The sequence below is a fragment of the Pseudohalioglobus sediminis genome (assembly GCF_008370495.1).
Taxonomy (GTDB): Bacteria; Pseudomonadota; Gammaproteobacteria; order Pseudomonadales; family Halieaceae; genus Halioglobus.
The window spans coordinates 288,766-311,138 of record NZ_VTUX01000003.1 but is presented as its reverse complement, the minus strand read 5'-3'; the positions used below and the strand labels follow the sequence as shown (position 1 = coordinate 311,138).

Here is a 22,373-nt window from a genome sequence, read left to right as displayed (position 1 = left end):
GGGGGCTCTATTGTTCCAGTAACTTGTAAAACAGGTTCGTGTCCAGGAACTCGGTAATACTGCAGATCTTGTCGTCTCGGTAGCGGAGCAGGTGCACATACTCGTTGTTGTAAGGCATACCTGTCCGGCCCTTTGCTTTCCCGTTGAACTGTACAAAGGCGATACCATCCGCTGTCACAATGTCATTTACGGTGATTGCGACGCCGTTCTCATCGATATGCTGGAAAACCTTCATCCAGCAATTTTCCAGGATGTCCTGCATCCCTTTGAATTCACGGCCCAGTTCTTGATGGGTGCCAATTGGCCTGAAAGTTATGTCCTCAGTGGTGTTCTTAAAGGCACCTTCCAGGTCGCCGCTGTTGACAGCATCGGAAAATTCCCTGTAGACCTTCTCTTCAACGCTCTTGCTCATATCAGCTCCTGATTTAGTTATCGTCTCGCGGGTTTACGGTACTTTTACCAGACCAGCGGAAGCCTGGCGAGGGAGACAACAGCGCCCAGGTTGACATCGATTTCTGCGTCTTCCTCAATGCTGAATTCAGGCAGCCGGTTGAGCCATTCCTCCAGAGCCACCCGCATCTCCAGTCGCGCCAGGTTGGATCCCATGCAGCGGTGGGGCCCGAACACGAACGCACAGTGCCGATTGGGGGAGCGCTCAAAGTCCGCTTCCAGGGGGTTCTCGAACTCCTTGCTGTCGAGGCTGGCCACCGCTGTAATTAGGTTGACGAAGTCGCCCTGTTTTAGCTGTACACCGTGAAATTCCACATCCTTTGTCACGCTGCGCCGTACTTCCACCACTGAGTGCATACGGAAGAACTCCTCGATCGCACCGGGAATCAGGTCCGGATTCTCCCGCAACTGCTGCTGCGCCTTGGGATTGGCCGCCAGGTAGCGCCAGGCGAAGCCCAGTGAAGAGGCTACCGTGTCCAGCCCGCCGACGAACAGCAGGAAATACATACCCAGTATCTCCTTGTCGGTCAGTTGACGGTCGTCGACGGTGAACCCCAGTATGGCGCTGGCCAGGTCGTCCTTGGGGTTGGCGCGCTTGTCAGCAAGCAGGTCGACAAGGTAGTCATAGATATCCCGGGCTGCCTGGCTTCGAGTTTCGATCGTATTGGATACGTGCAGCAATTTGTTTTCATAGTCGAGGATTCGGTCGAAATCCTCTGGTGGCATGCCGAACAGGTCCATGAAAATGCGCACCGGGAAATGAATAGCAAAGTCCTCCACGAACTCACACTGGCCACTGGATTGAAACTTCTCCAATAGTGAAATCGCCGTGGATCGAACCGACTCTTCCCTGGGCGCTATTGAGCGGGGGGACAGCGGTTTGTTGAAGTGGATCCGGTACTTCATGTGTTCGGGCGGGTCGATCTCCAGCGGGATCAGGTCCAGTTCTCGTCCCAACAGGAAGGAAAAACCCGTGTTGTTTTTCGAGGAAAACAGCTCGGGATTCTGCAGAACTTCCTTTATGATCGCGCCATCGGAGATCGACCAGCCTCCCGCTCCCTGAAAGGCCGCTGGATTGAAGAATATCGGCGGTGCCTCTTTATGCAAATCAGCGAATACCGCAAACGGATTTTTCTTTAATTGCGGGTGGGACTCACCATCCAGAGGAAAGATCAGTTCTTCTGGAATATGATCAGGTATCGTGTAATCGAACATGGTAGTCATATGGTATAGCCTGTGAGTTCGCGACGTGGCCGAGCCGGCCTATTCCGGTGTTGTGATGTGCCGTCAGATTACATAAACTGTACACATCTGTAAAGATAAATGCAGTTAGCTTGCCTGTCGGTATACTGAATTTCAGGCGCGTTGGTATTTATGTGAAGCGGGAAATCTGCATGTTTGATGCGAAACAGGTTGTTTTCAGCGGTGTAGGCCAGTCTCAGGTCGGGCGCAAACTCGACCGGTCGGCAATCGACCTTACGCTGGATGCCGCACTGGAGGCGATCGCCCATGCCGGCCTGGATATTGCCGATATCGACGGTCTCTGCTCCTATCCTGGGGTCCGCAAGGATATCTCACCGGGATTCGGTCCCGTAGCCCTGGCTGACGTCAAGAATGCACTGGGGCTGAAGTTGAGCTGGCATTCCGCGGGCTGGGAAGGTCCGGCCCAGGCCGGTGCGATCGTCAACGCCTGCGCCGCCGTGGCCAGTGGCTTGTGTCGCCACGTGCTGGTTTTCCGCACTGTGACGGAGGCATCTTCGGTAACAGCGGATCGCAAGGCCAGTGTCTCGGGGACGGGCGGCGAGCGGATTTCCGGGCCGTTTCAGTGGATGGTTCCCTTTCGCGGTTATTCAGCCGTAAATAGCGTTGCACTGTACGCCCAGCGACACTTTCACGACTACGGCACCAGCCGTGAAACGCTGGGAGAGATCGCCACCAACAACAGGCGTAATGCGGCACTGAACCCCAAGGCGGTGTTCACTGAGCCGCTGATTATGGAGGATTACCTCAACGCACGCATGATCAGTTCACCGCTGTGCCTGTTCGATTGTGATGTGCCGGTGGATGCCAGTACGGCGATTATTGTATCCCGTGCTGAGGTAGCGAAGGATGTTGCCAGCCCCATTTATCTCGAGGCGATGGGCTGCGCGCTTCACGGCCAGGATTCCTGGGACAACTATTCACCAGACCTGACCGAGATGGCTGCCCACGATGCTGCGTCTGCAATGTGGTCACAAACTGAGCTGACGCCGGCAGATGTCGAAACAGCGCAGCTCTACGATGGTTTTTCCATGTTGGCCTTATCCTGGATAGAGGCCCTCGGCTTTTGTAAAAAGGGGGAGGCCAGGGATTTCCTGCAGGGCGGCGGCAATATAGCCCGGGATGGCCAGTTGCCGCTGAATACCAATGGCGGCCAGCTGTCAGGGGGGCGCACCCATGGCTTTGGCTACTTTTACGAGGCGATCCTGCAATTGAAGGGGGAGGCGGGTGAGCGCCAGTTGGGCAGGCAACCTCGGGTTGCTGCGGTGGCGAACGGCGGTGGGCCGCTCGGGTCCTGTTTCCTGCTCAGGACAGACTAGCGCCCGCCAGGTCGGGCAGGCGATAGCCACGGCCCCAAGACGCTTTACATGCGTATGGCGCCGTCCAGGCGAATGGTTTCACCGTTGAGATAGGGATTTTCCGCAATCTGGGTGGCCAGCAGGGCGAACTCTTCCGGCTGTCCCAGGCGCTTCGGATACTGCACCAGGCGCTCCAGGCCCTGGCGAAAATCTTCTGGCATGGCCATCATCGCGGGCGTGCCCATCAGCCCCGGGGCAATCACGTTGATGCGTACGCCCAGTTCCGCGAGATCCCGGGCGATCGGCAGGGTCATGCCGACAATGCCGGCCTTGCTGGCGCTATAGGCAGCCTGGCCCTTCTGGCCATCCATGTAGGCCACGGAGGCGGTGTTGATGATGACGCCTTTTTCTTCACCCTCGTTGGCACTCATCTTCTCGACGGCGAGACGCAGTACGTTGAAAGTTCCCACCAGGTTGACGTTAATCACGTTCTGAAACTGGTCCAGCGGGTGGGGACCCTTGCGGCTGCTGTAGGTCTTCGCGCTGGGGCCGAAGCCGGCGCAGTTGATGCAGACATCGATAGCGCCGAAATCTTCCACAACCTGGTTGATATTGGCGGCGACATTTTCTTCGCTGGTGACGTTGGTCTCGTAATATTTTATCTGCCCCGGGTTTGCCTCGGCCAATGCTCCGGCGTCACCCTCTTGTAGGTCAAAGACTGCAACCTTTGCACCCTTGGCGAGATACGCCTTCGCTGCTGCCATTCCCAGGCCACCTGAGCCGCCAGTGATGATGGCGACTTTATTCTGTAAATCCATGTTTTTCTCCGTGAGTTACTGCCTGATCGCGGACTGGTATCAGGCGTGTTCCTGGTTGTATTTCTCGACCTCGAACTGAATCAGGTCGGTGAGATTGTCCGCTGGCGGCTCCGGTAGCAGAACTTCGCCATGCTCTTTGGAGGGCAGCAGTACGACGGCGTTGCCCAGGCTGGATTTTTCACCTGCACGGTTCAGGCACCACACATCCAGGTGTACCTCGAATCGGCCGTCCTGCTCGCGCTTGTCGGTGACCTCGCCATGCAGCCAGGAGGTATCCCCGAGAAAGTTGAACTTGCGGTGCTGCACCGAGAACTTCCACAGCCAGCCGTCATCACCCATCCAGTTGGTCAGCAGGTGCGTGAGCCATACCTCGCGCTGGCCGCCGTAATCGTAGGGCCCCGGGAAGCCCAGTTGCTGTGCCCAGTCCTCCTGCCAGTGGCAGCGCTGCACCGTGTCGGGCACCCCGAGGTGGTCCTTGGGGAACAGACCGGGTACCTTCTTGCGTACGTCGTAGGTCAGCTTGAATGCCCCCGGGGGCGAGATCTGCAGGCCCCAGCCCATGTGCCAGAGAATCAGGTCGGTGAGTTTCAGGGGGCCCTTGACCATCTTCGGCAGGCTGTCACCCACTGCCACATCTTCCCAGTAGCGGGGGGTTGTTCCTCTGCGAATGCCGTCCTCTGCTTCGTAGCAGGCATCGATTTCAGCAAGTTCCTCATCGCTATAGGGCTCAGGGAGCGACATCGGCTTTTTTTTCTTCTCGGTCTTTTTGTCACCCTTGTCCTGGCTGCGCTCGTTGGCGATAAACAGGCCTCGCCGTGCGGCTACAGGCTCGCCATCCTGGTTGCGCTGGAAGATCCCGCGTACTTCGTGAATCGACTTGCCGCCCACGCGACCCTCCGCCAGCCGGGTGCCGACCAGGGCCTTGCGTAAGTAGCAGCGATCGCCTTCGCGTAAGGGTTTCCACCACTCAAAAGTCATTTCCGCCTGGTACGCGCCCAGTCCAGTGAGCGGATCGCCCTTCAACTTCTGCTTGAGTTCCGGGGGCAGGGGAGGGACGTCATTCTCTCCCATGGTGTAGGTAAACCCGGGCGCGGTGATCAGGCCGCCCCAGCGGGTATCTTTGGCATAGTTGGCATCGCAGTAGAGCGGGTTGTCATCCCCATAGCCCCAGCAAAAGTGGCGCGATCCATCCTGGGTGACCACATCGTTGTGGTAGCGTCGGGGTTCCGGTACCTCTACGCCAACGCGTTCCTGCATTCGGCGCAGCGTGGTATCTGTGATTTTGCCGGTGTCGGACTGTTCGGTTTTGCTTTCACTCATCAATCTGGCTCCTGTGCATAACGGGGCATTGTATATTAACTTTACAGTAGTGACTAGTAATAGTAGGGTGGGCGATCTCTTTATTGGGCTGATAGAAGGTGCATTTGAATGAAGCGGGTCTTTACAACGCGAATCACGGAGCTTCTGGGGATAGACCACCCGGTAGTGTGTGGTGGAATGACCACGGTAGGCCGTGCTGAGTTGGCTGCGGCGGTTTCCAATGCCGGAGCGCTGGGTATGGTGACGGCCCTGACCACCGGCTCTCCGGAAAACCTGGAGCTTGAGATCGCCAGAACGAGGGAAATGACCGACAAACCCTTCGGTATCAACCTGACCATTCTGCCCACAATCAATCCGGTGCCCTTCGATGAGTACGCCGATGTTATTGCCAGCTCAAAGGTGGCAGCTGTCGAGACGGCGGGCCGCAACCCGGAGCAATACATCCCGAAGTTCAAGGAAGGGGGTCTGGTCTGTATTCACAAGGCGGTGTCCGTGCGCCATGCCCTGACCGCGCAGCGTATCGGCGTGGATATCGTCAGCATCGATGGCTTCGAGTGCGCAGGGCACCCGGGTGAGGACGACGTCTCCAATATGGTGCTGGTGCCAGCAGCAAGCCGGCAACTGGATATCCCGGTGTTAGCGTCGGGTGGATTTGGCAATGGGCAGGGACTTGTCGCGGCCCTGGCGCTCGGGGCCGAAGGCATCAATATGGGTACCCGGTTTGTTGCGACCCGGGAAGCCCCTGTCCACGACAATATCAAGCGCGCCTATGTCGAGTCGTCTGAGCGGGATACCCGCTTGCTCTATCGCCCCCTGCGCAATACGGCGCGGTTCTTGAAGAACGAGGTAACCGAAGCTGTCCTGCAGATAGAGCGGGATAAAGGCCAGGATTTACAGTTTGAAGATGTCCGCGAGCTGGTGGCAGGGCCGCGACAGCGAGAGGCCTGGCTGGAGGGCAACAAGGATCGGGGGGTGATTACCACCGGTATGGTGGTTGGCCTGATCGACGATATTCCCAGCTGTAGTGAACTGGTGGAGCGCATTGTTGCCGAGGCGGCTGAAATAGTTGAGCGCGGCCTGCCGAGTAAGTTAGCCGGGTAGATAGTTATTGGGGACAGACCACTTTTAAATGGCATTAAATGTGGTCTGTCCCCCATTTACGACCGGGGTTCAAACAGGGGGAGGTAAATATCTTCCTGCTGTTCGAATACCACCTGCACCGGCATACCGATGGACACCGCCTCGGGATCGATGTTGATAATTTCGGTGCTCAAGTGCAGGCCCTGCTGTTCGTCGAGTTCCACGGCGGCGAACACATAGGGCACGGGCAGGTCTGGCACCCAGGGCATATGGTTGACGGTATAGGACGCCACCGTGGCCATGCCTGACACGGCTACCGCGGTGACGTCTCTGCTGTGACAGGAGGGGCACATGGGCACGGGGGGGTGAACATAGCGCTGGCAGGCCTGGCACTGGTTGATCATCAGATGGCCTGACTTACCCCCCGTCCAGAATGCCTCGGTGTGCGGCTCAACGTCGGGTAGTGTTCTTGGTACGGGATTTCCCACTGATTCACTCTTCCTCGGAATTCTGTTGTCTGTCTTCGCCTGGGTGCACGAGCGGTTCAGGCGGCCCGGAAATCGATGACCTTGATTTCCAGGTACTCGTTCAGGCCTTCTTCGCCGTATTCGCGGCCAATGCCGGACCGTTTATACCCTCCAAAGGGTACGCTGGGATTCAGCCGGCCGCCACCCCCGTTGATCAGTACGCCGCCGGTGCGCATCTGCATGGCGATACGGTAGGCTCTGCCGGGGTCCTGTGAAAAGACACCGCCGCTCAGGCCGTATTGTGAGTCGTTGGCGATAGCAATGGCTTCGTCTTCGGTATCAAAGCCGATGACGCAGACTACCGGGCCGAAAATTTCCTCCTGGGCAATCGCTGTACTGTTGCTGGGGCAGTCGAAAATCGTAGGCTCGACAAAAAAGCCGCGATTCAGACCCGGTGGGATGCTGCCGCCGTAGACCAGCGAATTGCCATCGGACTTGCCCTGTTCGATATAGGCGAGCACCCGTTCGCGCTGTGCGGCGCTGATCAGTGGCCCCATGCCGGTATCGGGGTCGGCGGGGTCGCCCATTTTTACCTGGCTTGCCATCGCCTTGAGCATCTCGATGTACTGATCCTTGATGGAATTGTGCACTAGCTGCCGTGTTTGCAGAATACAGCCCTGGCCGCACTGGTTAGTGAAATTGACCACACCGGCGAAGGCCGCCTGTTCCAGGTCGGCGTCTTCGCAGACGATCATGGCGGATTTGCCGCCCAGTTCGAGGGCCACTCGCTTGAGAGAGGGGGCTGCCTGGGCCTGGATTATCGCGCCGACCTTGTCCGACCCGGTAAAGGATATCTGGTCCACCCTGGGATCCGTGGTCAGTTTCTCGCCCACGTCTACGCCACCGGTGACAATACTGAAGACGCCGGGAGGAATGCCCACTTCGCTTGCGATCTCGCCCAGAATCATCGCTTCCAGAGGCGTCTGGGGCGCCGGCTTCAGAATAAAGGTGCAGCCGGACGCCAGGGCGGGGCCCAGCTTGGCCAGGTTCAGGAAAAACGGGTAGTTGTAGGCGGTAATGCCCACGGACACACCCAGTGGCTCGTACACCTTGACGGTGCTGCCGAGGGTTTCGCCGCCTGTGGCCCAGTTGGTGTGTGCCGAGACGGAGCTGGGTATGACGAATTCGCGGCGTTGAATCTGGTCGATATAGTACTGCAGGCCGTCCAGGGCCATATCAAACTGCATGATGCTGGCGACGGGAATGATGGACCCGGCTTCCGCAACGCAGAGCTGGACAATCTCGTCCTTCCTGGCAACCAGGACATCGTGGAATTGCTGCAGAATCACCGCGCGCTCGCGCCAATCCATCCTGGGCCAGGGGCCGTGATCGAACGCTTCCCTGGCAGCGGCAATGGCGGCATCGGCGTCGGCGGCCGTTCCAACCGGTACCTCGCCGACGGCTTCCTCGGTGGCAGGGTTAATCACGGTATAGGCTTCGCCGCCTTTAGGCTTTACCCAGCTTCCACCGATGTACAGTGATTCGTAGTGTGTTGTGAGGGGCATTCTTCGTATCCTGTGTGGGCGCGTTGACAGCGACCCTTATGATAATTAAGCTTTACATAAGTGTATAGTATAAATTCCGTGTTAGCCGGTGTTTTTTGGCCGGGAATTGGAGATAGGGAATGAAGATTGTAGTCGATTGCGATAAGTGCCAGGGCCACGCCATGTGCGCCTCTCAAGCACCGGAAATCTATGAACTGGACGACACCGGTTATAACAGCATGGGTGAGTTCACTGTCGTCGAGGGGCAGGAGGAGGCAGCAAGGCTTGGCGCTTCCTGGTGTCCCGAGGGCGCCATTACAGTGATAGAGTAATGCGGTATGAGAACGATTTACAGTGAGCAGCACCGCCTGCGGGATGCCAGGACAGAGCTCTACGGGGGGGAGCTGGTGCAGCCCTTCGAGAAGCCGTCCCGGGCGGAAACCGTGCTCAGGGTGGTGCGGGAGTCGGGCCTCGGCGAAATTTCACCCCCGGAGGCGTTTTCGCTGGAACCGGTACTGGCGGTGCACGACGCCGACTACATCGCTTTTCTCGAGACCGCCTGGCAGGAGTGGCAGGACGCGGGCTATGCGGGGGAGGTGATTGCCAGTGTCTGGCCGGCCAGGCGTATGCAGTCCCGGGTGCCAAGGTTTATCGATGGCAAGGTCGGCTACTATGCCATGGCGGCGGAAACCTCAATCTCCGAGGGCACCTGGGCGGCGGCATTGGCATCCAAGGACGTGGCGCTCACGGGTGCAAAAGCCCTGCTGGATGGGGAGCGCGGGGTGTTTTCCCTGTGCCGCCCTCCCGGTCACCACGCCGCGCTGGATATGTATGGCGGCTATTGTTTCCTAAATAATGCGGCCATCGCGGCACAATACCTGCGCGATCACGGCGCCGAGCGCGTTGCCATCCTCGATATCGATTTTCATCACGGTAACGGTACCCAGGATATCTTCTACGCGCGTGACGATGTGCTGTTCTGCTCCCTGCATGGGGATCCCGAGGATGCCTTCCCGCACTTTCTCGGTTATGCCGATGAGACTGGCTCGGGGCTGGGTACCGGTTATAACCGCAACTATCCCATGCCACCGGGAACGCCATTTGCGCAATGGCGGGAGGCCCTGGCGGATGCCCTGGCCCGGGTGGGCGAATTCTCACCCCAGTACCTGGTTGTCTCCCTGGGCGTGGATGCCTTTGAGAACGATCCGATCAGTTTCTTCAAGCTGACCTCTCCCGATTTTCTGACTACCGGCCAGATGATCGGCGCGCTCGATATTCCCACCCTGTTCGTGATGGAAGGTGGCTATGACGTCGACGAAGTAGGCGTCAATGTGGTCAATGTTCTGAAGGGTTTTGATGCTTAGCCTGGTTTCCGAAAATATCCCCAAAGCGGGAAGAAATATCCAGTGAACACCGCCTGGGTGAGATACTTGCCCACCTGGGTTAGGAGTGTATGACATGACAACCATCACCTTTATTGAGGCCAGTGGTCGCAAAGTGGAGGCCACCGTGACTGGTGAAACGACACTGATGGAACTGGCCGTGGCGCACGATGTTGAAGGTGTGCTGGCCGATTGTGGCGGCGCCTGTGTTTGCGCGACTTGCCACTGCCAGTTGGATGCCAGCTACAGCGATACCCTGGGAGGGCCCGGCCCCATCGAAGCCATGATGCTCAACGAATTGCTGAATGTCTCCGAGCAGAGTCGGCTGGCCTGTCAGATTGATTTGAACGCCGAGCTGGACGGGCTGGTGGTGACAATTCCCCCCGTCGAGTATCTGTAAGTTTGAATTTGACTGATCACTTGCAGGAGACAAGGTTCGAAACCGCGAGCGGACTGACGCTCGCGGCAGATATCGGCGGGCCCGAGACAGGTCAGCCAGTTATCCTGCTACACGGGGGAGGCCAGACGCGCCATTCCTGGAGCAAGGCCGTCTTTGAATTGGTGGCAGCGGGATACAGGGTGATATCTCCTGATTTGCGAGGACATGGGGAGAGCCAATGGTGCCCCCTTGGCCGTTACACCTTGGATGACTATATTGCCGATCTGGGGCTCATCGTGGCCACCTTGCCTTCGGCGCCGGTATTGGTGGGCGCCTCATTGGGTGGCGTGGTCTCGCTAATTGGTCAGGGTGAACAGCGGCTGCCCCGCGCGCGGGCACTCGTGCTGGTCGATGTTGTACCGCGCATGGAGACGGCTGGCGTACAGGAAGTGATTGATTTCATGTCCACCAACCCCGGTGGATTTGTGTCGATTGAAGCTGCGGCCGATGCAGTTGCGCAGTATCTGCCGCATCGCTCTCGGCGTTCCAGCAATGATGGCCTGCTCAAGAACCTGAGGCAACGCAGCGATGGGCGCTACTATTGGCACTGGGATCCTGCGGTCCACAACGGTGCAGGCTCACCCGATTACATCGAGGCCATGGCACGGCGAATGGAAGAGGCTGCCAGGCTAATCGATGTTCCTACCCTGGTGGTGCGGGGAGGACAGAGCCGCGTGGTGAGTCCGGAGGGGGTGGCGCACCTGGCGGAACTGATACCCCACGCTGGCTATGTAGATGTTGCCGCGGCGGGGCACATGGTTGCTGGCGATCAGAATGACGAGTTTAACGCGATCATCCGAGAGTTCCTCGCCTCTTCATGTGGAAGTGCTTGAAATTCCCGATAGCATCCGAGGGGCTGCTCTTAACAATTTTGGAGTCAAATAGTGAAACCATTGGAAAATCGCACAGTTGTAATCACTGGTGCACTGGGCGGGCTGGGCAGAGCTGTATGCGCAGTCGCTGAATCCCAGGGCGCTCGTGTTATTCGTTTGGATATTGCCCGCGACGAGAGTCTTCCTGATTGTCATGCGGTCGATCTCACCAATGCCGATGCCACACGCGAGTTGATACAGAGTCTCGGACCTTTCGACAGCCTGGTCAATCTCGCCGGCGGCTTTGCCATGGGTACCGAGAGCTGGGACTCGGATGACGAGCAGTGGGGCCTCATGTTCAGTCTGAATGTGGCTACCATGCGCAATGCCATCAAGGCCGCTGTTCCTGTGCTGCTGGAACAGCCCTCGGGAAGTATCGTCAATGTCGGCGCTTTTGGCGCGCGTGAAGGGCAGGGTTTGATGGGGGCCTACTGTGCGTCCAAGAGTGTGGTGATGCGTCTCACCGAGACGCTGGCAGAGGAACTAAAAACCAGGCGTGTCAATGTCAATGCCGTGCTGCCTACGGTCATTGATACGCCCGCTAACCGAGCTGCAATGCCCGCCAGCGACCCTGCCGATTGGGTGTCACCAGACGACCTGGCCAGCGTTATCTGCTTCCTGCTTTCTCCGGCTGCCAGGGCGGTGCACGGTGCGCTGGTGCCTGTACGTGGATTGAGTTAGTGAGCGATTTGTTGTGGTGATTGTTGCAAATCCTCGGCGGTCATCCGCTATCGTTATATCTTTAAGCGTCGCCACAATGAATCCAAGCCCATCAATACTGGGGTCGTGCGCATAACGACAATTGATTTAAAACAAGAACGTTTCATAGCATTTTGGCAATGAGGGCGACGGTACCTCATTCTATGATTGGTTGGGTACCATTCACCATTCTGGCGCATAGACGTCAAAATATTCTAGTGAGAAGGAATCCATACTATTGCCCACGATACAGGGCTCATGGGACCACCTTGGGACCACGCCCCCGCCCTCAAATGCCATCCAATGCCAACCCCGTTTTTCTAACCCTTTGATTTTGAGGGCATTGAAGGGCATTCGTAGGCGTCAATTTCACTCTGTGAAGTTTCGAATCCCTCGCTCTCCGCCATCTAACGAAAAAGGGCTGCCCTCAAAAGGCAGCCCTTTTTCGTTAGCGGCGTTGAGCGAGGACTTGGTTCAAACCTCCGGTTCGACAAATTCGCCTTGGAGGCGAATTTAGACGCCGCAGGCGCCCGCAGGGTCAGAGCAGCCCCAAGGCTGTTCTGATCAATCCCTCGCGCGGAACCTTATAACAAAGCCGATTTTCAGTTTCGTCCGCGAGGTTGCTATACCGCCCAATCCCTCGCTCTCCACCACCCATAAACACACAAGGCCTGCCGCCAGCGCCCCTAGAAGCCCAGCGATTGGAGCGCGGTGTTCAGCGCGCGATGCAGCGCAGGTGAGCGCATGGGGAACGCCCCGAAAAATTCGGTCCGGGTCAGGGCAGGGTTGATCTTGCGGGCCTCGCCGGCCCAGTACTGTGCACGCTGCGTGTCGCCGGCAAGCACGTGTGCGGCGGCGGCAATCATTGCAATCAGCGCATGGGCACCCGGCGAGCGGGCACCGCGGTCGGTCCACTCGGCCGCTTCGCGATAGTCGCCGGCGGCGATATGGGTCAGCCCCCGGGCCGCCAGCATCGCATAGTACAGCGGATCCAGCGGACTGAGACGCATCGCGAGGTCGAGGTGTTCGCGGCTGGTACCGGCGTTCCCGGCCATGGTCTCTGTCCAGGCCCGGGCATAGAAGCCCTGCGCATAATTGGGACTGAGGTCGGTGGCCCGTTCCAGCCACGACAGCGCCCGGTCCAGGTCGCCTTCCAGCCAGTAGGTGCGACCCATGGTGAAATTGACGAAGGGGTCCAGTGGGTCGAGATCGACCGCACGCAGCGCCAGCTCTCGGGCCAGGGCGGTGGCGCCGGCAACATCGTCGGTGTGCCTGAGGAAAGCCGTCTGGAAATGCACAAAGGACAGGCCCGCGTGCGCGCGGGAGAAGCCCGGGTCCTGCTCCACCGCCCGGGTGAACAAGTCAGCGGCCAGCGAGTTATCCGCACGGCTGAATCGATAAATATGTTGCAGCCCGAGGTGATAGGCCGACCACGCATCAAGGCTCTCCGGCACCGCGAGCCTTGCGCCAGCCGCTTCGTGCAGTGGTATCTGTATCTCCAGGGCAGCCAGCGTGCTGCTGCGGATATCTGCGCGCATACTATGCAGTTCATTCAGGTTGTCCTGGTAGCGTTCAGACCAGACCACCTCGCCGCCCCGGGTGTCGGACAGTTCGGCGGTAACGGTCAACGCTTCTCCGCGCAGCTCCACCGTCCCTGAAAGGCAATAGCGCACCCCCAGCAATTCGCCCACGGTGCGCGGATCCAGTTCATCACCCCGGAGCCTGAAGGATGAACCCCTTGCAACCACAAACAGCCAACGCAGCCTTGCCAGTTCGGTGATCAGTTCATGGGGCAGGCCATCGGCAATGGCGGTCAGGCCGCCCGTGTCGCCGAGGGTGCGAAACGGCAACACGGCGATTGACGGCCTGCCCACCGGGGCGGCCTCGTTTGCCATGGGCTTGGCTGCAGGTTCTGCCGCCACGGTACTTATAGATGGCATCACGCTTACCGCCGCCACAAACCGGAGCCCCTGCCCGTGAACCGTTTTAATGACCGCCTGTCGCTGACCGTCGTCATCGACAGCCTTGCGCGCCGACTTGATACGGCTGGCGAGCGCCGCGTCACTGACCACACGGCCCTGCCACAGCTTCTCAAGCAGTTCATCGCGCGTTACCAGTCGGTCCCGGTGTTCGACGAGGTAAGCCAGCAGGGCGAACACCTGCGGCTCCACTGGCCTGGGCTTGCCATTGGCGCGCAGTTCCGCCCTGGCGAGGTCGAGTTCAAGCATGTCGAACGCGTAGATCATGTACGGGAGTGTAGTTGAGGGCTTCATGGGCGGCTAACCCTTTGTTGCCATTAAACTTTCAGAGCTCCATAAATTCCCCATGAAATCCTCATGGGATCTTCAAGCACCGGGGCGCCGACGCCCGCACAATACAATCACTGGCAACGAAGAGATTGTTGCCGACCACGACAAATCAACTGTAAGGAGAACTACCATGCCGCTCGTAACCATTGACGTTATCAAGAACGTGTTTACCCCCGAGCAGAAAGAACAACTCATTGAGAAGGTCACTGAGGCGATGATCGCGGTGGAAGGAGAAGCCATGCGCCCCGTCACCTGGGTGAGAATCAAGGAGTTCGAAGGGGGTGACTGGGCCATTGGCGGGAAGCGCCTTTCCGCCAGTGACGTACAGGCAATGTCCGCCGACGCTGCCTAGCGCCTGGCACACTGGCCGGCATCCTGTCCTGGATGCCGGTCAGCTTCCGGGCTCAGCTTTTAAACGAATATCGACCGCCTACTGGCCGTTCCCGCCCACTGGCAGCACCAATACCTCGTTCACATCACTGGTTCCGCTGCCACCCGGTTCCGTGGCGCCACCGATGACGAACACTTCGTCGCCGATACGGCCGGCACCGATGCCGTGTCGCGGAGTAGGCATCTGCGGCAGTTCCGTCCACCTGTCGTTGCTGAGTGAGTAACGCCAGACGTTGGGAAACACCGCGGCTTCCGGCTGGAAGATCTCACCGCCAAAAATGATCAGGCCGTCATCGACAACGGCACTGGCTGTTCCGGCCTGGGCCAGGGGTAGCGGCGCGGCCGAACGCCATCGGTCTTCTCGCAGGTCGTAAATCTCTGTGGTGTCGAGGTTGCCCGAGGCGGTGCGACCGCCGCTGACGATCAGTTGTTCTCCTACCCAGCCACCGGTGGCACTGTTGCGCGCGGTCGGTATGGGCGCGAGTGACTCCCAGCGGCGGCTGCCCGGGGCGCGAATCCAGTGATCGACCACTTCCACATGGTCTGATCGCTGGCTGTTGTCCTCGCCGCGCGGCGACTGGCCGGTGACCAGGTGAACGGTGCCGCCGGGACCGGTGGTCAGCACACCCTCGGCGCGTGGCCGTGGCAGGTTGCCGTCGTTCACCCAGCCTTCCTCGAGCAGGCGATACACTGCACCACGCATTCGCCACACGTGGCTATAAGCGCCGTTGAAACCGCCCGCAAGGATGACGTCTCCATCGTGTACGGTTAGGGCGGCATGGTGCAGAGCTTCGGGTAATGCCGCGAGTTCAGTCCATGCGTCCGTCGCAGGATCGTAGGAGTAGGCCTGTTCCGAGAACCAGGGCGCACCGAGTCTGCGCGAAATGCCTCCGGCCACTACCAGCCTGCCGTTATGGACTGTGGGATAGATCTCCTGTGTGCGGATGGGCAGGGCAGCGCTGGCGCGCCACTTCACTGTGGGCGTCCTGGCCGCGGCGGGCAGGAGGCCGGAACTGAGTAGAGCCGTGGTGAGCAGAAACTGGCGTCGTCGTATGGGCATTTCTCATTGCTCTTGCAAAGGTCTCAAACTGGGCCGCGAGGGTTGGGGCCCCGAAGCGCCAAAAGTATAGGGCATATTTGCCGCGCTGTGTGACGCGGCAATCAGGTTGTTCGTGCATACCTGAACGGCTAATTCGCTCGTGGTGATTTGAGGTTGCTGTCCCTGACAATGCAGTTGCAGGCAGGGTTTGCTATTCTCGCGCGCAAACCTGCGATCTTTACGAAGCAAACAAGCGGATAGTTGCGGCTGCCTACATGAAAAGTGTGTTCAATACCTTCGAGTTCAACAATCTACGGGGCGATATCTCTGGGGGTGTCACCGCTGCCATCGTATCTCTGCCCATGGCCCTGGCGTTTGGTGTGGCCTCTGGTGCAGGCGCCGAAGCCGGGTTGTACGGCGCCATCCTGGTGGGATTTTTCGCGGCCACTTTTGGTGGCACGCCCACGCTGATTTCAGAACCCACGGGCCCGATGACGGTGGTGATGACCGCCGTCATTACCACCATGATTGCCAGTGAACCTGAGCATGGGCTGGCCATGGCGTTCACCGTGGTGATGATTGCCGGCGTTTTCCAGATCCTGCTTGGCACACTCAGACTGGGGAAATACATCACCCTCATGCCTTACAGCGTGATATCCGGTTTTATGTCGGGTATCGGGGTGATCCTTATCCTGTTGCAGATTGCGCCATTCCTCGGGCAGGCATCGCCACCGGGTGGAGTGACCGCCACCTTGGCCAGCTTCCCGGACTTGTGGACGAATATCAAACCACAGGAAACGCTTTTGGGCGTTTTCACTCTCGCGATCCTGTTCTTCACGCCGGAGAAAATCGGTCGTTACCTGCCGCCACAACTGTTGGCACTGGTGCTGGGAACCGTTGTTTCCCTCACGCTATTGGCGGACGTGGATATTCGCAGGATAGGGGAGATCTCGCTCGGTCTGCCCAGTATCATCCTGCCAACCTTCACACCGGAACAAGTCACGTCCATGTTGCTCGATGGCATGGTGCTGGGCACCCTTGGTTGCATCGATGCGCTGTTGACCTCGGTTATCTCCGACAGTCTCACGCGACAGGAACACAAGTCCGATAAAGAACTCGTTGGTCAGGGCGTGGGAAACCTCATGGCCGGCTTGTTCGGAGGCCTGCCCGGAGCAGGTGCCACCATGGGAACCGTGGTGAATATTCAGACAGGGGCACGCTCGGCCCTATCCGGTGTCGTCAGGGCACTGGTACTGGTGGTAGTGGTTTTGGGTGCGGCTGAACTGACAAAAACCATCCCCCTGGCCGTGCTGGCTGGCATTGCGCTGAAAGTGGGCCTGAATATTCTCGACTGGAGCTTTGTGAAACGGGCGCACAGGGTGTCGCTGCACGCGACACTGATCATGTATGGGGTGATGCTGCTTACAGTGTTTATCGATCTGATCGTAGCGGTTGGCCTGGGCGTCTTTATCGCCAACATCATCACCATCGAGCGCCTCAGCGCCGTGCAGAACAACAGTATCAAGGCCATGAGTGATGCGGATGATGCAGTACCGCTTACACCCAAAGAAAAGCAACTGCTTGACAGCGCTGCCGGCAAAGTCCTGCTGGTGTATTTCAGTGGCCCGATGATCTTCGGTATGTCAAAGGCGATTGCCAGGGAGCATAACAACATCCAGAGGTATCAGTCGATTGTGCTGGATCTCAAGGAAGTGCCATTGATCGATACCACCATTTCCCTGGCGATCGAAAACACCATCAGGGATGCGGTGGGTCAGGAGCGCAGGGTGTTCATCGTCAAACCGCGTGACCAGGTCAAGACGACGCTGGAACGCCTGGGCGTCTTCGAATTAATCCCCGGGGCGCAACTGGCTGAGACCCGTGAAGAGGCGCTCGAGAAAGCGATATCCAATTTGCAGGCGATGGATGCGCCCACTCAAGGGCGGGTCTAGTGCAGGCGCTGCATCACCTTCGCCCAATGAAATGCGGGTCGTCGCCATCTGCGAGATAACGCAGCCTCAGGTTGGCGATTCTGTGTCGGCAATGCGCTCCTGCACATTGGTCAGCTTTGCCCTGGCCGCACGCTGTTTTTCCGCGGGAACGTCGTCGATCACGTCGCCCGGCATAAGCGGTTGCTGCAAGCTGGTGTAGACGACCTTGCGTGGACGTTCGATCGGAGGGTAGGCGCGGTGGAGCGTATCACTGCAATGCACGGTAATGTCCCCGGTTTGCGTGACCAGTTTGATTGCCGGCAGATCGAGACTGTCGTCTTTGCCCGCGCTTTGTACATTGGCGCGGTGGGAGCCGGGTACCACCCCGAGGGCGCCGCTGCGTTCGTCCGCCCCGGTTATGGAAATGCCCACAGTCAGGCCGTTGCACAGGTAAGAGTGGCGCCCCTGGCCACAGTCCTTGTGCCAGGGCAGGTCTGACAGCCCCGTCCTGATGTCGAGTGGTTTGATCAGGCCTTCCGCGCCCAGCTTGCCCGAGCCCTCTACGCTGCCAACGAGTTTGTCGCCGGTAATATTGGCCAGCCAGCCGATGCGTTCGTCCTCCATCAGTCTGCGTAGTGCGGTAGATTGTTCATGGAAAAACAGTACGCGCACCGCTTGCTGCACTCCCTTCGAATCTCCCGCCCACCAGGAGGCACCATCATCGGGCCGGGCGCGTGCCAGGGCCGCGTCGAGATCTGCGGACACAGCCGCCATCTCGTCCTCGGTAAATACGCCGCGTACATGGAGGAACCCTGCCTGGTGTAAAAAGTGAGAAATCTCGACATGATCATCATCGAGTTCGAAGCCTCGACTGAGGTCGAGTTCACTGCCGTCCAGGCCAGTCATGGTGATCGCCCCAGCTTCATGTACAGGGCGTCCGTCGAACAGGGCACGGAGCACCGGTTCCCAGCCAAGCCAGTGTTCGAAGCTGCCGCGGACGATCCTGACGCGCGAATTCATGGCCAGCCCCATGGTCGTTGCCCAGTCCTGGACGAGATCCGACAATGCATCGCTGTCCAGTTGTGCGCGAACGCTATCGGCTGCGTCGCCCGCCTCGAGGCGGAGTTCGCCGCCCTGGTCGCGCAAGGTGACGCTGCGGCCCGCGACACTGATTGAGAGGGCAGGGAGTTTCTTGTACCGCAGCCCCCTGGCGGCGATTGCGGCATTGCGCACCAGGACCCGGGGAATAAGCGAATCGAAGATTTCGTCCCGCTCCAGGGGCTTGCGCTCGCAATGACGTCGGGTACGGCAGTCGATGGACACAGTGCACTCCTGATCGTGTGAGCGGCCGATAGTACCATGGGCATCCGCCCGCAAGGTTTGCCGGCATGTCGGCTGGGGCAGGGCGGCGGCCTGTTGAGTCGGGGCAGAGCGCAGGCCCTTTCCGGGCCGCGCTCTCTGGCTAACAACCTGGCCTGTCGCGGTGTTAAAGTATGGCGTATATAGCTTGATGGTAGAAGGATAAAAATTTCATGAGCAATAAAATTCCCCGCAGTAACGAAAACGACTACAGCGCCGACATCATTGGCCAGCGCCAGCAGTTCCTGGAGGAAAAGACGGGCGCCACCCTGGAACACATCCGTCAATACAGCTTTGACCCTGCCAGTATGGACGGCAACTGCGAGCACCTGTTTGGCGTGGCCCAGGTGCCCATTGGTGTGGCCGGCCCGCTGCTGGTGAACGGCGAGCACGCCCAGGGTGAGTTCTATGTGCCCATGGCGACCATCGAGGGCACATTGATCGCCAGCTACAACCGCGGTATGCGGGTGATCCGCGAGAGCGGCGGTGTTACCACCACCGTCTGTGGCGAAGCGATGCAGCGGGCCCCGGCGTTTGTGTTCCGCTCCGGTCGGGAGGCGCGTGATTTTTCACTGTGGCTGAAGGAGCACTTTGCCGAGATCAAGGCCCAGGCAGAAGCCACTACCTCGGTGGGCAAGCTGGTCGACATAGAGAGCTACGTATATCACAACTGGGTGAACACCCGGTTCAACTACACCACCGGCGACGCTGCCGGCCAGAATATGACCGGGCGCGCGACCTATGTCGCCTGTGAGTGGATCAGCCAGCAATACCCCCAGCTGCGGCACTACATGCTGTCCAGTAATTTCGATACCGAAAAGAAACCCTCTGCGGTCAATTCACTCGGTACCCGGGGGCGCCGTGTTACCGCCGAGCTGACCATACCCAGTGATGTGCTGCAAAACCTGCTGCGAATCACCCCCAAGCAAATGGCGTACGGGCAGACCATCAGCCTGATGAGTTCCTATATTGCCGGTTCTTCCAGCAACGCCGCACACCCGGTCAACGGCCTGGCGGCCCTGTATATTGCCACTGGCCAGGATGCGGCCTGCGTGGGCGAAGCGGCCCAGAGCACTGTTTACTCCTATGTCGACCGCCGAGGCGACCTCTACTTCTCCATCACCCTGCCGGCACTGGTCATGGCGACCTACGGCGGCGGTACTGGCCTGGCAACCCAGCGCGAGTGCCTGGAACTGATGGGTTGCTACGGCAAGGGCAAAGCCTACAAGTTGCTGGAGATTGCCGCGGCCACAGTCGTTGCCGGAGAGCTGTCACTGGGTGCTGCCACACGGCGTGACAAGGACACCGGCAAAAATGAATGGGTTGACGCCCACGAGACCCTGGGGCGTAATCGCTGAGCCGAATACTGCCGCGTAGGGCGCAGGGCTGTAGCCTGTCGCCATCGCCAGCGGGGTCGTTTAAATCCATTAACAAATAGGAAACACAGCAAGCATGTCAGATTATCTTGATTCACTGTTCAGTCTCAGCGGTAAGTCCGCCCTGGTCACCGGTGGCGCCAAGGGTATCGGCCGCATGATTTCCGAAAGCCTGTTGCAGGCTGGTGCGCGGGTCTATATTTCGTCGCGCTCGGCGGAGGATTGTGAAGCGGCAGTCAGTGAGATGGCCCGGTACGGGGAGTGCAGGGCATTCCCCTACGATTTGTCCACGGTGGACAACATCGCGGCGCTGGCGGCGGATATAGAGCAGGCGGGTAATGGCCTGGATATCCTGGTCAATAACTCCGGTGCCACCTGGGGCGCGCCACTGGAGGCGTTCCCGGAGTCCGGTTGGGACAAGGTGATGGATCTCAATGTGAAGTCGCCCTTTTACCTGGTTCAGAAGCTGGTGCCACTGTTACAGGCGGGCGCTGCAGAGGCGGCGCCTGCGCGCATTATCAATATTGGTTCAGTGGCTGGGCTGCTCACGGAAAGCCAGAGCGCATACTCCTATATGGCCAGCAAGGCTGCCATTCTGCACCTCACCAAGGGTCTGGCCAGGGACCTCGCCGGCAAGCACATCACGGTGAATGCCATCGCTCCGGGCTTCTTCCCCAGCAAGATGACCAAACACCTGGTCAGTGATGAGGGCGTGAAGGACATGGTCATCTCACACATCCCCCTGGGCAGGCTCGGGGAGCCTGCGGATATTGGCGGGCTGGCCATCTTTTTGTGCAGTACCGCGGGCGCCTACATGACCGGCACGGTGGTGCCCGTTGCGGGCGGGGTGGAACTGACCTAGCTAGAGCGCTGTAGGAGCGGCTACAGCAGCGTATAAGCGATCCAGGACCCAAATGAATCGCGGCTGTAGCCGCTCCTACGGGTTCGCTCGGGAAAAACGCAGTGCAGAGTAGCCGGGCTGGTCGATACTCAACTGGCCGGCGATGGTGCGCCGTAGGTGCTCGGCCAGCCCGTCACTATCCAGGGCCATTCCGTCGCGCAACTGGCAGCTGAGCTGCCTGCGCAGTCGCTGCAGTGATCCTTTACCCAGCAAGGCGGCAAGTCGTTCCTGTTCTTCCAGGGCAAGTGCCGGGCCGTACAGGAATTCGCGCTGGGCGATGCCCAGCGAGTTGGCAGCGACTTTTGCCAGGAACCCGAAACGCTGGCTGTCGGCGGCCGCGACCTCGTCTTGCAAAAAGTTGCGCACGCCTTCCAGCAGTTCAGCGGGCATCGGCAACTGCGTGCCCTGGTCCAGTTCGATCGGGTCTGGCGGGTCAAAGTCACCCGGGATGATCAGGTTGACGCAGTCCATCTGTGCTTCGGAAGAGCGCCTGCCGATCACCGGCCGCTCCAGGCTGGGGGTCTCGCCACTGCGCCAGGAGGCAGCCATGTTAAGCGTGGCCACAGACCACCAGAATGAACCGAATACCTGCCAGAAATGCAGTGCTTCCTTACTGACGGCAATGCCGGATTGCTCCTGGTATCCCGCCAACAGCTCGTCAATCGTGCCAAAGCCACCCACCGGCAGATCGCTGATGCCAAAGCGCCATGAGTTCACGCACAGCCAGCCCAGGTCGCGCACGGGGTCGCCGATCTGGGCCAGCTCCCAGTCCAGTACCGCGACAACCCCGGACTCGTCGACCATCAGGTTGCCGTTGCGGAAGTCACCGTGCACCAGGGTACGCCGTGAATTCACCGGCAGGTTATCGAGCAACCAGCGCGCGGTGAAGTCGATCATGGGCGCCGGTATATCCAGGGCCTGGTAGGAATCCCATGTCTCTTGCACCAGTGCGGCCGGCGTGACGGCAGGGAGCCCGGCTAGCGCATCGTCATCGATTGCGATGGCATGCAGCCGCGCCAGCACCTCGCCGCACTGCCTGGCCAATCGCGGCCGGACGTCCGCCAGTGACTCGGAGCGCACAATACGCTGGCCCAAGGTCTCGCCTTCGAGCCACTGCATCAGGAAGCCCTCACCGAGCTTGTCACGCTCCTCCAGCAGGTAGATAACCTCGGGTACCGGGATGCCGGCCTCTGCGGCCAACTGCAGTAATTCTGCCTCCGTGGCCAGGCCAACGGTGCCCAGGTTCGACGCATCCTTGCCGGCGGCCTGGTTGCGGCGAAACGCGTAGCGCAGTTCGCCCCTGTCGGTTGCCACCAGCAGGCGATAGGTTTCCTGGCTGGCGCCGGCAGTGAGTTGCTGGCACTCCCTTAACTCCCGGAAACCGGTGACCTGACGTTTAAGCACTGCCTTCAGCGCAGCGAGAAAAGTCGAATCCATGG

21 protein-coding genes are annotated in these 22,373 nt (G+C 59.3%); 11 read left to right on the top strand and 10 right to left on the bottom strand.

Annotated elements, in window-relative coordinates:
* Positions 1-7: 7 nt before the first annotated feature.
* Together F0M18_RS08035 and F0M18_RS08030 are read right to left on the bottom strand one after the other, a co-directional pair.
* A complete protein-coding gene (locus tag F0M18_RS08035) occupies positions 8-412 on the bottom strand; it encodes a nuclear transport factor 2 family protein (protein WP_149610888.1) in 405 nt (134 codons plus the stop codon).
* A 44-nt stretch (positions 413-456) separates the two neighbouring features.
* Positions 457-1,674: a cytochrome P450 gene (locus F0M18_RS08030; protein ID WP_149610887.1), complete on the bottom strand. Its 1,218-nt coding sequence runs from the start codon at positions 1,672-1,674 to the stop codon at positions 457-459.
* Positions 1,675-1,844: 170 nt separating this feature from the next.
* Here F0M18_RS08030 and F0M18_RS08025 point away from each other — a divergent pair, with 170 nt between their 5' ends.
* The gene (locus F0M18_RS08025) at positions 1,845-3,029 is read left to right on the top strand and encodes a thiolase family protein (protein WP_149610886.1); all 1,185 of its coding nucleotides are present in this window, start codon (positions 1,845-1,847) and stop codon (positions 3,027-3,029) included.
* Between the two features lie 44 nt (positions 3,030-3,073).
* Here the strand turns inward: F0M18_RS08025 and F0M18_RS08020 are convergent, their stop codons facing one another.
* Entirely contained in the window at positions 3,074-3,826 is a 753-nt protein-coding gene (locus tag F0M18_RS08020; RefSeq protein WP_149610885.1) for an SDR family NAD(P)-dependent oxidoreductase, read from the bottom strand.
* Between the two features lie 39 nt (positions 3,827-3,865).
* Positions 3,866-5,146 (bottom strand): FAS1-like dehydratase domain-containing protein, encoded by a 1,281-nt coding sequence (locus tag F0M18_RS08015; protein ID WP_149610884.1) that lies wholly within the window; start codon positions 5,144-5,146, stop codon positions 3,866-3,868.
* Between the two features lie 108 nt (positions 5,147-5,254).
* On the opposite strand from F0M18_RS08015, the gene F0M18_RS08010 reads away from it, so the two are divergent.
* Positions 5,255-6,247 carry an NAD(P)H-dependent flavin oxidoreductase gene (locus F0M18_RS08010; RefSeq protein ID WP_149610883.1) on the top strand — a complete coding sequence of 331 codons (993 nt, stop codon included), beginning with the start codon at positions 5,255-5,257 and terminating at the stop codon, positions 6,245-6,247.
* Positions 6,248-6,303: 56 nt separating this feature from the next.
* Here F0M18_RS08010 and F0M18_RS08005 read toward each other — a convergent pair whose 3' ends face one another.
* Both F0M18_RS08005 and F0M18_RS08000 read right to left on the bottom strand, forming a co-directional pair.
* On the bottom strand, positions 6,304-6,714 hold the full coding sequence (locus F0M18_RS08005; protein ID WP_223177928.1) for a Zn-ribbon domain-containing OB-fold protein: 411 nt from the start codon (positions 6,712-6,714) through the stop codon (positions 6,304-6,306).
* Between the two features lie 56 nt (positions 6,715-6,770).
* Positions 6,771-8,258: an aldehyde dehydrogenase family protein gene (locus F0M18_RS08000; RefSeq protein WP_149610882.1), complete on the bottom strand. Its 1,488-nt coding sequence runs from the start codon at positions 8,256-8,258 to the stop codon at positions 6,771-6,773.
* A gap of 119 nt (positions 8,259-8,377) precedes the next feature.
* Between F0M18_RS08000 and F0M18_RS07995 the strand changes: the two genes are divergently transcribed.
* The 5 genes from F0M18_RS07995 to F0M18_RS07975 all read left to right on the top strand — a co-directional run bounded on the left by F0M18_RS07995 (position 8,378) and on the right by F0M18_RS07975 (position 11,611).
* On the top strand, positions 8,378-8,569 hold the full coding sequence (locus F0M18_RS07995; protein ID WP_149610881.1) for a ferredoxin: 192 nt from the start codon (positions 8,378-8,380) through the stop codon (positions 8,567-8,569).
* Positions 8,570-8,575: 6 nt separating this feature from the next.
* Complete coding sequence (locus F0M18_RS07990; RefSeq protein WP_149610880.1) at positions 8,576-9,601, top strand: histone deacetylase family protein; 1,026 nt, start codon at positions 8,576-8,578, stop codon at positions 9,599-9,601.
* Positions 9,602-9,695: 94 nt separating this feature from the next.
* Positions 9,696-10,019: a 2Fe-2S iron-sulfur cluster-binding family protein gene (locus tag F0M18_RS07985; RefSeq protein WP_149610879.1), complete on the top strand. Its 324-nt coding sequence runs from the start codon at positions 9,696-9,698 to the stop codon at positions 10,017-10,019.
* 2 nt (positions 10,020-10,021) lie between these two features.
* Complete coding sequence (locus F0M18_RS07980; RefSeq protein ID WP_223177927.1) at positions 10,022-10,891, top strand: alpha/beta fold hydrolase; 870 nt, start codon at positions 10,022-10,024, stop codon at positions 10,889-10,891.
* Positions 10,892-10,942: 51 nt separating this feature from the next.
* The gene (locus tag F0M18_RS07975) at positions 10,943-11,611 is read left to right on the top strand and encodes an SDR family NAD(P)-dependent oxidoreductase (protein ID WP_223177926.1); all 669 of its coding nucleotides are present in this window, start codon (positions 10,943-10,945) and stop codon (positions 11,609-11,611) included.
* A 704-nt stretch (positions 11,612-12,315) separates the two neighbouring features.
* Here F0M18_RS07975 and F0M18_RS07970 read toward each other — a convergent pair.
* A complete protein-coding gene (locus tag F0M18_RS07970) occupies positions 12,316-13,902 on the bottom strand; it encodes a winged helix-turn-helix domain-containing tetratricopeptide repeat protein (protein WP_223177925.1) in 1,587 nt (528 codons plus the stop codon).
* A gap of 166 nt (positions 13,903-14,068) precedes the next feature.
* On the opposite strand from F0M18_RS07970, the gene F0M18_RS07965 reads away from it, so the two are divergent.
* On the top strand, positions 14,069-14,290 hold the full coding sequence (locus tag F0M18_RS07965; RefSeq protein WP_149610878.1) for a tautomerase family protein: 222 nt from the start codon (positions 14,069-14,071) through the stop codon (positions 14,288-14,290).
* Between the two features lie 78 nt (positions 14,291-14,368).
* Here F0M18_RS07965 and F0M18_RS07960 read toward each other — a convergent pair whose 3' ends face one another.
* On the bottom strand, positions 14,369-15,388 hold the full coding sequence (locus F0M18_RS07960) for a Kelch repeat-containing protein (RefSeq protein WP_149610877.1): 1,020 nt from the start codon (positions 15,386-15,388) through the stop codon (positions 14,369-14,371).
* A gap of 254 nt (positions 15,389-15,642) precedes the next feature.
* Between F0M18_RS07960 and bicA the strand changes: the two genes are divergently transcribed.
* Entirely contained in the window at positions 15,643-17,319 is a 1,677-nt protein-coding gene (gene bicA / locus F0M18_RS07955) for a bicarbonate transporter BicA (RefSeq protein WP_149610876.1), read from the top strand.
* A 66-nt stretch (positions 17,320-17,385) separates the two neighbouring features.
* Here bicA and F0M18_RS07950 read toward each other — a convergent pair whose 3' ends face one another.
* Positions 17,386-18,621 carry a phytanoyl-CoA dioxygenase family protein gene (locus F0M18_RS07950; protein WP_149610875.1) on the bottom strand — a complete coding sequence of 412 codons (1,236 nt, stop codon included), beginning with the start codon at positions 18,619-18,621 and terminating at the stop codon, positions 17,386-17,388.
* A 209-nt stretch (positions 18,622-18,830) separates the two neighbouring features.
* Here F0M18_RS07950 and F0M18_RS07945 point away from each other — a divergent pair, with 209 nt between their 5' ends.
* The gene (locus tag F0M18_RS07945; RefSeq protein ID WP_149610874.1) at positions 18,831-20,015 is read left to right on the top strand and encodes a hydroxymethylglutaryl-CoA reductase; all 1,185 of its coding nucleotides are present in this window, start codon (positions 18,831-18,833) and stop codon (positions 20,013-20,015) included.
* A 94-nt stretch (positions 20,016-20,109) separates the two neighbouring features.
* Positions 20,110-20,895, top strand: coding sequence for an SDR family oxidoreductase (locus F0M18_RS07940; RefSeq protein WP_149610873.1), 786 nt, complete (start codon positions 20,110-20,112; stop codon positions 20,893-20,895).
* A gap of 75 nt (positions 20,896-20,970) precedes the next feature.
* Here the strand turns inward: F0M18_RS07940 and F0M18_RS07935 are convergent, their stop codons facing one another.
* Complete coding sequence (locus tag F0M18_RS07935; RefSeq protein WP_149610872.1) at positions 20,971-22,371, bottom strand: phosphotransferase family protein; 1,401 nt, start codon at positions 22,369-22,371, stop codon at positions 20,971-20,973.
* Positions 22,372-22,373: the final 2 nt, after the last annotated feature.

Excerpts from the sequence above, each read along its gene's own strand:
- F0M18_RS07960 (WP_149610877.1), bottom strand. The coding sequence starts at position 15,388 with ATGCCCATACGACGACGCCAGTTTCTGCTCACCACGGCTCTACTCAGT.
- F0M18_RS07970 (WP_223177925.1), bottom strand. The coding sequence starts at position 13,902 with ATGAAGCCCTCAACTACACTCCCGTACATGATCTACGCGTTCGACATG.
- F0M18_RS07940 (WP_149610873.1), top strand. The coding sequence starts at position 20,110 with ATGTCAGATTATCTTGATTCACTGTTCAGTCTCAGCGGTAAGTCCGCC.
- F0M18_RS07965 (WP_149610878.1), top strand. The coding sequence starts at position 14,069 with ATGCCGCTCGTAACCATTGACGTTATCAAGAACGTGTTTACCCCCGAG.
- F0M18_RS08015 (WP_149610884.1), bottom strand. The coding sequence starts at position 5,146 with ATGAGTGAAAGCAAAACCGAACAGTCCGACACCGGCAAAATCACAGAT.
- F0M18_RS08000 (WP_149610882.1), bottom strand. The coding sequence starts at position 8,258 with ATGCCCCTCACAACACACTACGAATCACTGTACATCGGTGGAAGCTGG.
- F0M18_RS08030 (WP_149610887.1), bottom strand. The coding sequence starts at position 1,674 with ATGACTACCATGTTCGATTACACGATACCTGATCATATTCCAGAAGAA.
- bicA (WP_149610876.1), top strand. The coding sequence starts at position 15,643 with ATGAAAAGTGTGTTCAATACCTTCGAGTTCAACAATCTACGGGGCGAT.
- F0M18_RS08035 (WP_149610888.1), bottom strand. The coding sequence starts at position 412 with ATGAGCAAGAGCGTTGAAGAGAAGGTCTACAGGGAATTTTCCGATGCT.
- F0M18_RS07985 (WP_149610879.1), top strand. The coding sequence starts at position 9,696 with ATGACAACCATCACCTTTATTGAGGCCAGTGGTCGCAAAGTGGAGGCC.
- F0M18_RS08010 (WP_149610883.1), top strand. The coding sequence starts at position 5,255 with ATGAAGCGGGTCTTTACAACGCGAATCACGGAGCTTCTGGGGATAGAC.
- F0M18_RS07935 (WP_149610872.1), bottom strand. The coding sequence starts at position 22,371 with ATGGATTCGACTTTTCTCGCTGCGCTGAAGGCAGTGCTTAAACGTCAG.
- F0M18_RS07990 (WP_149610880.1), top strand. The coding sequence starts at position 8,576 with ATGAGAACGATTTACAGTGAGCAGCACCGCCTGCGGGATGCCAGGACA.
- F0M18_RS07995 (WP_149610881.1), top strand. The coding sequence starts at position 8,378 with ATGAAGATTGTAGTCGATTGCGATAAGTGCCAGGGCCACGCCATGTGC.
- F0M18_RS08020 (WP_149610885.1), bottom strand. The coding sequence starts at position 3,826 with ATGGATTTACAGAATAAAGTCGCCATCATCACTGGCGGCTCAGGTGGC.
- F0M18_RS08025 (WP_149610886.1), top strand. The coding sequence starts at position 1,845 with ATGTTTGATGCGAAACAGGTTGTTTTCAGCGGTGTAGGCCAGTCTCAG.
- F0M18_RS07945 (WP_149610874.1), top strand. The coding sequence starts at position 18,831 with ATGAGCAATAAAATTCCCCGCAGTAACGAAAACGACTACAGCGCCGAC.